The 11,450-nt window shown below is 68.8% G+C and carries 12 protein-coding genes; 4 read left to right on the top strand and 8 right to left on the bottom strand.

Annotated features, from left to right (window positions below; translation table 11 throughout):
* Positions 1-36: 36 nt before the first annotated feature.
* Entirely contained in the window at positions 37-1,521 is a 1,485-nt protein-coding gene (locus DVK07_RS07430; RefSeq protein ID WP_121596461.1) for a sodium:solute symporter, read from the bottom strand.
* The gene (locus tag DVK07_RS07425; protein WP_121596460.1) at positions 1,518-1,790 is read right to left on the bottom strand and encodes a DUF3311 domain-containing protein; all 273 of its coding nucleotides are present in this window, start codon (positions 1,788-1,790) and stop codon (positions 1,518-1,520) included. Before DVK07_RS07425 ends, DVK07_RS07430 begins: the two co-directional genes overlap by 4 nt.
* Positions 1,791-1,967: 177 nt before the next feature.
* Here DVK07_RS07425 and dnaG point away from each other — a divergent pair, with 177 nt between their 5' ends.
* Entirely contained in the window at positions 1,968-3,503 is a 1,536-nt protein-coding gene (gene dnaG, locus DVK07_RS07420) for a DNA primase DnaG (protein WP_121596459.1), read from the top strand.
* 593 nt (positions 3,504-4,096) lie between these two features.
* On the opposite strand, the gene DVK07_RS07415 is transcribed toward dnaG, so the two are convergent.
* Positions 4,097-5,134: a prepilin peptidase gene (locus DVK07_RS07415; RefSeq protein WP_121596458.1), complete on the bottom strand. Its 1,038-nt coding sequence runs from the start codon at positions 5,132-5,134 to the stop codon at positions 4,097-4,099.
* A 151-nt stretch (positions 5,135-5,285) separates the two neighbouring features.
* Between DVK07_RS07415 and DVK07_RS07410 the strand changes: the two genes are divergently transcribed.
* The gene (locus DVK07_RS07410) at positions 5,286-5,831 is read left to right on the top strand and encodes an HPP family protein (RefSeq protein ID WP_121596457.1); all 546 of its coding nucleotides are present in this window, start codon (positions 5,286-5,288) and stop codon (positions 5,829-5,831) included.
* A gap of 6 nt (positions 5,832-5,837) precedes the next feature.
* Here the strand turns inward: DVK07_RS07410 and DVK07_RS07405 are convergent, their stop codons facing one another.
* From DVK07_RS07405 to DVK07_RS07390, 4 genes are all read right to left on the bottom strand, one after another.
* A complete protein-coding gene (locus tag DVK07_RS07405) occupies positions 5,838-7,127 on the bottom strand; it encodes a DUF6498-containing protein (protein WP_121596456.1) in 1,290 nt (429 codons plus the stop codon).
* 95 nt (positions 7,128-7,222) lie between these two features.
* Entirely contained in the window at positions 7,223-7,435 is a 213-nt protein-coding gene (locus DVK07_RS07400; RefSeq protein WP_121596455.1) for a hypothetical protein, read from the bottom strand.
* Complete coding sequence (locus DVK07_RS07395) at positions 7,432-8,499, bottom strand: N-acetyltransferase (RefSeq protein WP_121596454.1); 1,068 nt, start codon at positions 8,497-8,499, stop codon at positions 7,432-7,434. The genes DVK07_RS07400 and DVK07_RS07395 overlap by 4 nt, the downstream gene beginning before the upstream one ends.
* Positions 8,496-8,774, bottom strand: a complete 279-nt coding sequence (locus tag DVK07_RS07390) for a hypothetical protein (protein ID WP_394338878.1) — start codon at positions 8,772-8,774, stop codon at positions 8,496-8,498. The genes DVK07_RS07395 and DVK07_RS07390 overlap by 4 nt, the downstream gene beginning before the upstream one ends.
* 258 nt (positions 8,775-9,032) lie before the next feature.
* Between DVK07_RS07390 and DVK07_RS07385 the strand changes: the two genes are divergently transcribed.
* On the top strand, positions 9,033-9,275 hold the full coding sequence (locus DVK07_RS07385; protein ID WP_121596453.1) for a hypothetical protein: 243 nt from the start codon (positions 9,033-9,035) through the stop codon (positions 9,273-9,275).
* Positions 9,268-10,365 (top strand): Glu-tRNA(Gln) amidotransferase subunit GatD, encoded by a 1,098-nt coding sequence (gene gatD, locus DVK07_RS07380; RefSeq protein ID WP_121596452.1) that lies wholly within the window; start codon positions 9,268-9,270, stop codon positions 10,363-10,365. Before DVK07_RS07385 ends, gatD begins: the two co-directional genes overlap by 8 nt.
* Before the next feature lie 157 nt (positions 10,366-10,522).
* Here the strand turns inward: gatD and DVK07_RS07375 are convergent, their stop codons facing one another.
* On the bottom strand, positions 10,523-11,257 hold the full coding sequence (locus DVK07_RS07375) for a methyltransferase (RefSeq protein WP_158603130.1): 735 nt from the start codon (positions 11,255-11,257) through the stop codon (positions 10,523-10,525).
* Positions 11,258-11,450 lie beyond the last annotated feature (193 nt).

Genomic DNA, 11,450 nt, shown 5'->3' with positions numbered 1-11,450 from the left:
AAAACGCCGGCCCAGAACGAACCGTTTTACAAATTGTCAATCACTTACCACCGCGAACCGCGAGGCGTCGCCCTCCTCGGTCGGCGCGGTCACGAGCGAGACGCCCACGGTGAGCGCGCCGGACAGGAGCATCAGCCCGAGCGCCACGTCCCAGCCGCCGGCGACGGTACGGGGCAGCGTCGGCACGGCGTCGACGACCGCCGACAGCACCACCGCGAGGTAGATCGCCTGCGGGACCGCGACGCCGGCTATCATCCCGGTGCGCGTCGTCCGCGGCCAGTAGAGCGCGCAGATCACGGGGAGGGCGAGTAACGCGAACCCGGAGAATGCTGTATCCCCGACCTCGATCAGCGTCCCGGGGCGGAAGAGGCTCGCGACGAACGCGAGCGTCGCGAACGCCGCCACGCCGATCCGCGCGATCCACGCCTCGCGGCGCTCGGAGGCGTCCGCGTCGATCAGCGGGCGGTAGAGGTCCCGGGTGAAGTACGACGACCCGGAGAGCAGCATCGAGTCCGACGAGGACATCATCGCGGCCATCGCGCCGGCGACGACGACCGCCGCGAGCCACGTCGGCGCGTACTCGTTCAACACGACCGGGAGCACGTTCGCGTTCTCCGGGACGGTCACCGGAGTGCCGGCGGCCCACGCGCCGAGCATGAACGCGGGGACGAAGAGGAGCAGCACCAGCACGGGCCACAGCGCGAACGACCGCTTCAGCGTCGCCGCCGACTTCGCGACGAAGAACCGCTGGTTGATCTGCGGGAACATCGTCACGCCGAACGCGATGGTGATCGCCGTCGAGACGATGAACCCGACCGAGTAGGTCCCGCCGCCGAAGCTCCCGAACTCGGGGCGGGCCGCCAGCATCCCCTCAGTCGCGGCGCCGACGCCGCCGAGCGACGAGACGACCCACGCGGCCGCGATCCAGACGACGGAGAGCATGAACAGCCCTTGGAGCGTGTCCGTCCACGCCACGCCGCGGAGCCCCGCGACGGCGACGTAGAGGATCATGAACCCGGTGATCAGCGCCGCGCCGCCCCAGTAGGGGACCGCGCCGTTCGTGAGCCCGACGAGCGCCTCGCCGGCGCCCATCTGCTGGAGCATCACGTACGGGAACAGCCACAGGAGGCTCACGCCCGCGACCAGCGCGCGCAGCCCGGTCGAGCCGAACCGGTCGCCGAGCATCTCGCCGAGCGTCACGTAGCCGTTGCGGGCGCCGATCAGCCACTGCTTGTAGCCGATCACGTACCACAGCACGGCGAAGAGGACGCCGTCGAGGGTGCCCATCACGACCAGCCACTCGGGACCGGCCGCGTACGCGAGGTTCGGGCCGCCGAAGAAGGTGAACGCGGAGAGCAGGGTGGCGAACGTCGTGAAAAGCAGGACGAGCGTCCCGATCGACCGGCTCGCGAGGTAGTAGTCCTCGGCGGTCGTCTCCGAGACCCGGTACGCGACGAGGCCGAGCGCGAGCGCGACGACGAGGTAACCGACGACGATCCCGAGCGAGAGGCCGAGCGTCACCGGCGGTCACCCCCGCGGTCGACGGCCCCGTTTCCGGTTCCGTCGACGGGGTCGGCGGCCCGCCGTCCCATCCCGCGCTCCCACGCGCCGCTGCGCACGAACAGCGCGAACAGGGCCGCGCACAGCCCGAGCCAGCCCACGTGCCACCAGATCCACACCGGGAGCCCCGCGACGACGCGGTCGACGCCCCACAGCGGCCACGGCACCGCGAACGCCACGAGTATCGCGAACGTCGGTATCCACACGAGATCGCTCCGTGAGCGCGTCATGTGGGATAATACTACGTCTATAAACACTAAGAACTATCGAATAGGTTCGAAGCTGCGTGTTGGAGAAAAATTCTCTTCAACCACCGTCGCCGGAGGGGCGTGGCGATAGCTATTTTCCGCGAGAAGCGCAACCATACACGGACGGGCGCTACCGCCCGACATCACCATTCACCACTCATGAAAGACACAGAAAAATACCTGATACACGCCACCATCGCGGCCGACGGCGTCGTCGAGCGGAGCGACGTCGTCGGCGCGGTGTTCGGCCAGACCGAGGGCCTGCTCGGCGACGAGCTGGACCTCCGGGACCTCCAGGAGTCGTCGCGCGTCGGTCGGATCGACGTCTCCGTCGAGTCCGAGAACGGCCAGTCGTTCGGCGAGGTCACCGTCGCGTCGAGCTTAGACAAGGTCGAGACCGCGATCTTAGCGGCCGCGCTGGAGACGATCGACCGCATCGGCCCCTGTCACGCCTCGGTCGAGGTGACGAGCATCGAGGACGTGCGGGCCGCCAAGCGCCGCGAGGTCGTCGAGCGCGCCAAGGAGCTGATCGCCGGCGGCTTCGAGGAGACGAGCCTCGCCAGCAGCGACGTGTTAGACGAGGTCCGCGACGCCGCGCGCGTCGAGGGCATCGTCGACTACGAGGGGCTGCCGGCCGGGCCGCGCGTCGGCGACTCCGACGCCGTCATCGTCGTCGAGGGGCGCGCGGACGTGCTCACGCTGCTCGACTGCGGGATCAAGAACGCCGTCGCGGTCGAGGGGACGAACGTCCCCCAGGCGGTCGCCGACCTGACCGCCGACCGGACGGTCACCGCGTTCCTCGACGGCGACCGCGGCGGGGAGCTCATCCTCCGCGAGCTCGCGCAGGTGGGCGAGGTCGACTACGTCGCGTTCGCGCCGCCCGGCGAGTCCGTCGAGGACCTCGACCGCGACGCCGTCTTCGAGGCGCTCCGCGGGAAGGTCCCGTACGCCAGCCTCGCGGACGCGGCCGACCTCCGAGCGGCCGCCAGCGACGAGGAGGCCGACGGCGAAGGAGCGGCCAACGGCGGGGAAGTCGTCAACGGCGGGGACGTAGCCGACGACGACCGCCCCGAGTCGATCGCCCGCGTCGGTGACGGCGGCGCGGTGCCGAGCGGCTCCTCCGGAAGCGGGTCGGCCGGCCCCTCGACCGAATCGACCGACTCGCCGGCCGGCGCGTCGGAACCCGAATCGCCCGAATCGACGGACGCCGACGCCGAGACCGGCACCGACGCGGGCGATCCGCCCCCCTCCGGCGGGACGAGCGAATCGTCGGAGCCGGGGCGGACGCCCGTCGATGCTGCCGATATCGGAGCCGACGAGGACGGCGAAGCCGACTCGGCGGAGGCCGAGACGGGCCGAACCACCGAGGCCGCGGACGGCGAACCCGACGAACCGCGATCGATGGCGGCGCACGTCGGCGAGGTCGTCGGCGGGGAGACCGGACGCGCGCGGCTCCTCGACGAGGGGTTCGACGTGCTCGACGAGGTCGACGCCGGAGGGGCGTTCGACGCGGTCGAGGACGCCGAGACCGCGCCGCACGCGGTGGTCGTCGACGGGACCGTCGACCAGCGGCTGCTCGACGTCGCGGCCCAGCGCGGCGTCGGCGATCTGGTCGGCCGCGACCTCGGCGAGTTCGTGAAGCGGCCGGTCGGAACGCGCGTCCTCGCCGCGGACGACGTCTGGGCCGGAAGCTGACGATACGGCGCGGTCGTCGTCGGTTATTTATAAATAGTTGATCGCGGAGCGGCGGTGAATATCGCTAAATCACCAGCCTCTCGTTTATAAATAGCTGACCGTGGAGCGGCGGCGAACACCGCCAAAGCCTCAGTCGTTTATTGATAAATAGCTGCTCGCGGAGCGGCGGCGAACACCGCCGAAGCCCCAGCCGTGCGGTGGCCGCACGCTCGCTGTGCTCCTCGTCGCTCGTTTCACTCGCTCCTGCGGTGCTTGCGTCGCCTGCGGCCACCGCACGGCTGCCCCTTTGAGTCCCGCCCCTCCGGAAGACGTTCCTGCTCGCTTCGCTGCGCGGGCTGCGACTTCCGTGCTCCCACTCGCTTCGCTCGCGGGAACGCACAGCAACCGCACCTCACACCTCCCCAACCTCGTCAGTCGCCGTCGCTTCGCTCCGCCGACTGACTCCAGCGAGGGACCGAAGGTCCCTCTGGCAGCCGGCGCGTAGCGCCGGCGACCTCGCGCGTGCTCCTCGCGGCCGCCTTCGGCGGCCACTCGGAGGCACGCGCCACCGCACCTCACCGGCCATTTATAAATGGCGGCGTCGGTGTTGGATCTCACACCAGCCCGACCGCGCCGAGCACCGCGAACAGCGCGTCGCCGAATGTCAGGGAGACGACGAGCCCGATAGCCATCGGGACGACGAACGGCATTCCGGGCGAGACCAGCACGCGGTCCTCGCGGGCGACGACGGTGAGCCCGTCGCGGAGCGTCGCGGCGTCCGTGCCGTAGGCGCCGTGGTCGATCTCGTCGAGGAAGCGCTCGGCCGCCCAGGGGTCGTCGAAGTCGCGTTCGGGGTCGGACTCGGGATCGGTATCGGCCTCGGCGTCGACCGCGCGCCCCCCGTCGGTGGGCGCGTCGTCTACTGCGCGCCCCCCATCTGTCCGCGGACCGACGTGAGTGCCGCCGTCGGTCGGGTCGAACGTCTCGCCGACCGAGTCGGGATCCCGGAGTGTTTCGGAGTCGCTCCGCAGATCCGCGAGCGTGAGCCCGCGCCACCGGAGGTACATCCGGAGCGCGTCCAGGTCGAGCCCGCCCCGGGTGGGGCCGTCCAGGTCCTCGAACAGCCGGCCGTGCCGGTCCGGCAGCGAGTCGGTCGCCACCGGGCGCGCGAAGAACATGCTCGACGAGGCCTCGCCGCGGACGAGGTTGAGCGCGGCGAGGCCGATCGGGTACGCGAGGCCGAGGAGGACGGTGTTCGTGAGGATCGTCAGCGAGAACACGCCGAGCTGGGTGTCGACGAGCGGGAAGACGAGGGACCCGACCTCGTAGGCCGGGAACGTCGGGAAGATCACCGCGAGCGCGATCATCGCCTTCGCGTCGGCGCCGCCGAACGCCCCGAGGTACCAGAAGGCGTAGCCCAGCGGCGCGACGAACAGCAGGCTGATCGCGGCCCGAACGAGGAAGATCCGTCCGTCGAACCCCGCGAACGGCCACAGCGAGACCGCCTCCCAGACCAACAGCAGCGCGCCGAACAGGTACAGCGGCGGCCACAGCCGGTTCGGGAGGCGCCGGGTCCGGACGTCCCGGATCGCCGCCCACGCGAAGACGGGGACGACGAGCAGTCGGAGGAGGTCCGGCAGCGTCGCGAACATGTCCCCACGGGCGAGACGGGACCAATTAGGCGTTCGGGTTCGGCTATCGCGATCGATAGCGCCGCCCCGAGTCCGCGTCGCCGAGGGGGCTCTGCGCCTCGGTGCCGGCGATCCGCCGGGCCTTTGTGAGCCGCTCGCCGACCGGGTCGCAATGCGTCGCCGTCTGGGAACCAGCCTGTACGCCGGCCTGCTGTTCACGGTCCTGGGCCTCGTCGCGTGGGCCACCGGCCAGCCGTTCGTCTTCCCGAGCCTCGGCCCGTCCGCGTTCGTCCTCGCGTTCGACCGCCGGAGCGAGCGGGAGCGCGCCGTCCGCGTGGTCGGGAGCCACCTGATCGGCGGCGGCGCCGGGCTGGCGGCGTGGACGGTGATCGCCGACGGCGCCGCGCTCACGGCGACGCCGCCCGCCTTCTCCCCCGAGGGGTTCCGGCTGACCGCGAGCGCGGTCGCCTCGCTCGTGGCGACCAGCTGGGCGATGATCGCGACCGACTGGGTCCATCCGCCGGCGTGCGCGACGACGCTCATCGTCTCGCTCGGCCTGCTCTCGACGCCCGCCGAGGTGGCGATCATCGTCGCGAGCGTGACCGTCCTCGTCGCCTTCCACGCGGCCGTCATCCTCGCGTTCAAGCGCCTCGTCGGGGACGCACACCCCTTGTACGGGCGCGACGACGCGGACGAGGCGACCGACGCGGACGGCTGACGCGAGTCAGTCGCCGGACCGCTCCGGTCCGTCCGGCCGGTCCGCCCGCCGGTCGAACACGTCGAGGATCGGCTCGGGGTCGTCGAGTCCGGGGATCCGGTACTCGTCGTCGCGGAGTTCGATCGCGACGGTCTCGGTCCCGAGCCGGCGGTCGAGTCCGCTCCGCTCCACGCGCAGGTCGGTCTCGTCCCACGGCTCGACGCGCCACAACGCCACGCCGAACAGGCGGTCGCGGGCGACGAGCGCGTCGTCGCCGGCGCGGTACTCGACGAGCCCGTGCCGGAGCTCGTGGTCGAGCGCGGCGAGCGCCAGCGGGACCGCCACGGCAAGCGCGCCGAGGGTTCCGGCGGTCGGCCAGTTCCCGCCGATCGCGAACAGCAGACCGACGAACCCGAAGGCCCCGGCGATGTACCACAGTCCCGGATGGCCGAGGGGAGTCGTCAGCGCCCCCGCGACCCGGGCGCGTCGGGGCTGGCGGACCGTCTCGACCGGTTCCGCGAGCGACCCGTCCGCCGGTTCCGGCTCGGGAGGGTCGTAGGAGAACCCCAGATCGAGCGACGACGACTCGTCGAACGCCGCCAGCCGGTCGCCGTACAGTCCGCCGAGGTCGAACGCGGCCTTCACCGCCACGATCCCGAGCAGGAGCGGGAGTCCGACCGCGTCGGCGTCGAGCGCGGAGATCGGCGTGTCGTCCTCTAAGGTCCCCGCGGCGACGACCGTAACGGTGAACAGCGCACCGAAGAAGATCGCCGCGCCGCGGGCGAACACGCCCGTGAACGCCGTCTGGGCGCTGTGGTCGCGGTACTCGCCGCGGCCGAAGTACTCGACGAGCGTCGTCGCGCCCTCGCCGACGAAGACGGCGAGGACCGCGAGCGTCACGGTGTCGATCGCCTCCGCGCCCAGCCCGCCGCCGACGACGCCGACCGTGAGCGTGCCGACGACCGCCCAGACGACGACGAGGATCGGCGCCGCGATCGGGAGCACGAGCAGCGACGAGAGCCGGACCTGGACGTCGGTCAGCGGGAGCGACAGTCCGACCCGGCGCTGCGCGAGCGGCCCGGAGATCAGCACCTCGCGTTCGACCTCCGACGGCCGCCCGGCGAACAGCCCGCGGACGAGCGCCCAGCCGGAGGCGATCCCGAGCTCGAACCAGTACAGCGTCATCAGCGCGGCCGCGTTCCAGCCGAGCGCGACGACGCCGACGAGCGGGAGCAGGTTGGCGGCCGCCACCGAGAGCGCGCGGGGCCGGCGACCGCGACCGAGCGCGCGCAACCGATCGGTGAGGGAGGAGGGCATCCGTCGGTCGTTCCGCGTCGTCGCACATAAGCGGACGGGAGCGGACGAGAGCCCCCGGCGCGACGGCCGACCGAGTCGGCCGAGACGCGGCCGGTTCAGCGCGCCGGCCCGGCCTCGCGGTGGAGATACAGGTACGCGAGCACCGGAACGATCGTGAACACGAGCGTCGAGAGCGCCCAGAGGAGCGCGTAGCGGCTCCCGCGGGCCCTCGCGTCGCGGTAGATCCAGACCGCGGCGGCGACGACCACGCCGTAGATGACGAGCGTGAGCGGGAGCGACCACGGGAGGGCGACGCCGAACAGGGTCATGGCCCACCGGTGAGGTCCGCGCACATCACGAAGTCAGGTTCGGCCGCGACCGACACGCGGTTCGCGGCGGCGTCGCTGACGTGTTCGACCGTCTCCGGGATCAGCGCGCGGGCGCCGTCCGCGGCGGCCGCGGCGGCGTCGGCGGCGACCGCGTCGAACAGCGCGCCCGCGGCGCCGACGTCGCGCCAGGCGGCGACGCCGTACGTCGCGGTTCTGGTGGTCTCGCCGTCGACCTCGCGCTCCGTCACGCGGGTCCGGACCGCGAAGCCGGCGAGCCCGCCCGCGTCGCCGACCGCGAGCAGGCGGTCCTCAGCCGCGGCGGTCGCGAGCCGCTCCCGGGTGAGCTGCGAGCAGGCCCACGACTCGCCGGGGTCGAGCGCGAGCCCGCGCAGGCGGTCGCGGGCGTCGCTGTCGCTCCAGAACGCCCACGCCGCGTCGGGGTCGGGGGCGTCGAGGGCGGCGATGTCGACCGCGGCGGAACCGCCCCCGTCGCCGTCGAGCGCGTCCGGGTCGGGCTCCGGCTCCGCGAACCGGAACTCGGTCTGGGGCTCGAAGCCGACCGCGCGCGACTGGCCGAGCCCCATGACGTTCCACGAGAACACCATGTTGCGGCAGACGGTCGCACCGCGCTCGCGCGCCCAGTCGAGCGCGGCCTCCGAGAGCGCGGTGCCGACGCCGTGGCCCCGCGCCGCGGGGTCGACCCGGATCCCCTGTCCCCACGCCTCCCACTCGGTGAGCAGAACACCTTGGATACAGCCGACGACGGCCTCCGGGTCGCCCGCGTCGGCGGCGCCGTCGCCGTCGCCCGCGACGTGCGTGTCGCCCGCCTCCCGGCCGTCGAGGCCGCCGGCCTCTACCGCATCCGGGGGCAGCGTGGCGACGAAGGTGCCGCGGTCGGGATCGTCTGATTCGGCCCACTCCGGGAACACCCGCGGGATGTAGTCCTCGTGGCGTTCGCCCCACGTGTCGCGCGCGAACGCCGCGACCGCGTCGGCGTCGGCGGGGCGCGCCTCGCGGACGACGACGGTCGTACCGGCGTCGGGCGCGTCGGTGTCTTCGCTCATTGCCGTGGCCGCGACTCCTCGGTCACCTCGTCCGCGAGGTCTCGGCCCATCGCGTCGGTCGGCTCGAAGGGGTTTGCGAGCGCCTTGACACCGCGTCTCCGCACTTCGTGGACCGTCCGCTCGATCGACCCCGGCAACTCGGAGTCGTCGGTCGTCTTTCCCGTCGAGACGACGTCGCAGCCGCGGTCGGCGAGCGCTAGCTGCTCGCCGATATCACGAGTCGTATCGGTGGTGGAGGTCGTCGAGCCCGAGAAGTCGGGTGCCGCAGGTGGCATACCCGCCTTTCGGCGACCCGAGGTATAATTCTCCGTGTCGCGGCCGAAAGGACCCTCTAGTCCGTCGAACGACGCGACGCCGTCGCGCTCGCAACTCCTGACGGGTGACGGTACTCAGACGCTTCGCTCGACCGGCTCGGATCCGTTCGGATCGCTGAACGCGTCCGTCCGGTTCGGTGACTCGACTCGGCCGACCATAACAACCGGGAGCTAACGCTTCGAAATCATTATTGCCGTTCGAGGCCGGAAGCTAGTCGAATGACCAGCATCGGCAACTACGATGGAAAAGTCGAGAGGGTCTTGGAATCTATTTCAGCCGGTGTCGGGGATAGGGTCCGGATCGACCGAGACAACCGTCCGTCGCAAGAGGGGACCCTCATGCCGGGAGACGAAGGGGGTCAAACCGATCATATCGTGGTCAAACTGGACAGCGGGTACAACGTCGGAATAGAAGTCACCGAACACACCTCTGTCAAAAGTATTCAGAACGAAGATGACTGAAAGCGATACGGAGCGACCGGAGGTCGCCATCATCAACGTGGGTGGCACGATATCCGCCAGCGTCGACTACGAGACGGGAGCGGCCACGCCGCAGTCGTCCGCAGAACAGATCTATCGAACGGTTCCGGAAGTCGAGGATATGGCCGATCTGAGCGGAACGACGGTCTGTAACATCCAGAGTGAGAACATCCGACCTCGCCACTGGAATCAGATCGGAAACACCATCGAAGCGGAATTGAACGACGGGGCCGCAGGCGCCATCATTCCGCACGGTACCGACGTGATGGGACATACGGGTGCAGCGCTGAGTTTCATGTTCCAAGACCTGTCTAAGCCGATAATTCTTGTCGGCGCACAGCGGTCACGCGACCGTCCGAGCAGTGATATTTACCTCAATCTGGCTAGTGCCGTCGCGGCAGCCACGTCGAATCTCGCAGAGGTCGGCGTCGTAATGCATCGGTCGACGAGCGACGAATCGTGTTGGCTACATCCGGGTCCCAAAGTGAGAAAGTGCCACACGAGTCGGAGGGATGCCTTCCAGACGGTCAACTCCCGCCCGATCGGAGAGATCAAGGGCAACTCGGTCGAGTTTCTGGACCCGGACGGGAAGGCCGATCGGACCGATGAGGACGTGGAGTGTAACGACGGCTTCGAGGACGATGTCGCTCTGGTAAAGCTTTCTCCGAACATGTCCCCGGACCGGATTCACCATTTGGTCGACGAGGGGTACGAAGGGATCGTGCTCGAGGGGACCGGGCTGGGGCACTCTCCGGAGCAGCTCGATGAAGGTATCGAGCGAGCCATTACGAACGAGATCCCCGTCGTAATGACTTCTCAGTGTCTGTGGGGGAGGACGAACATGAGGGTCTATTCCAGAGGGCGAAACTTGCTGGATTTGGGCGTGTTCCCGGTTGGGGATATGCTCCCGGAGACGGCGTATATCAAACTCATGTGGGTTCTGGACAAGACGAAGGACCCGGAGAGGGTGAAAGAGATGATGCAAGAAGATCTGGCCGGAGAGATCAACGCTACTTCACAGCATGACACGTACCTGAAGCCGCAGTACGAAGGTACGCCGTTCGGCAAGTAGGCTCGTACATCCACGAACTCCGGTAGGCCGACGTGTCGTCTCCCCCCGCGAAGTACAGGCGGACGTCTCTTTCCGCGATAGCTACGAACGGCGTCGATTCACCCCGTTGGTTATATCCCAACTGCGGTCGGGAATCCTCTTCGAGGCGGGGAGGATGTCAACCGGAGAACTCACACGATAGCGCGTACAAGTACTCCGTCTCTCTACCGCCGTCGTCCGGCTCTTCGTAGTGGGCGACACCCCGTTCCTTGAGCTCTCTGAACCAATCGATGTGCTCGTAGTACGAATTTCTAAACGGTAACTCGCTGACCGAACAGTCGAAGGAGTCGAATCCGGAACTCGGCAGCTGTTCGACTGTATCGCCGACGTTGGCGAGAGACGTATGGATGAACAACAGCCGTCCACCCCGCTTCAGTACGGTGGGACTGTTGTCGATCAGTTTCTCGATGAACTTCCGGCCGTCCTCGCCACCGTAGTAGTTGTACATGTCGTACTCCGAATCGGGCTTCGAACGCATCGGCAGGGAAGGCGGATTGGAGACAACCATATCGACGTCGAGTTCGGAGTCGAGAGACTCGGTGAAATCGACCTTTCGAACGTCCACCCGGTCAGAGACGTCATTGATGCGTGTGTTCTTTCTTGTCGCCTCCAGCGCTGCGTCGTTGATGTCGAACGCGTAGACCTGCTTTACCCCCAATTTCGCGAGAAATATCGATAACGCACCGCTGCCACACCCGACGTCCACTACTTCGCGCGGCACGGAGTCCCGAGCGACGATACGCTCGATGAGGAACTCCGTGTACGGAGAGGGGTCCATGGCGCCGGGAAGCGGATCGATAGTAATTGACCGTCCCTCAGCTTCGATTTTTAACATCTGCTTCAGGGTTCGCACGGAATGCAAAATAAGTTGCGAACGCAGCATAAAAAGGGTCGAAGTTACCGGAACCCGCCGCGGAACGAAGACGCCCGGCTTCAGCCCGTGGCTTCGACGGGCATGCCGGTGAAGTCGGCCGAGGGAACTCCGGATCACGCGCAGTATCGCCAGCGAAGTCGATCGGGCCGGCAACCCTCTCGGGACGACGGGA

Source organism: Halorubrum sp. Atlit-26R (genome assembly GCF_003666015.1).
Taxonomy (GTDB): Archaea; Halobacteriota; Halobacteria; order Halobacteriales; family Haloferacaceae; genus Halorubrum.
This window is presented reverse-complemented; position numbering and strand designations above follow the sequence as displayed.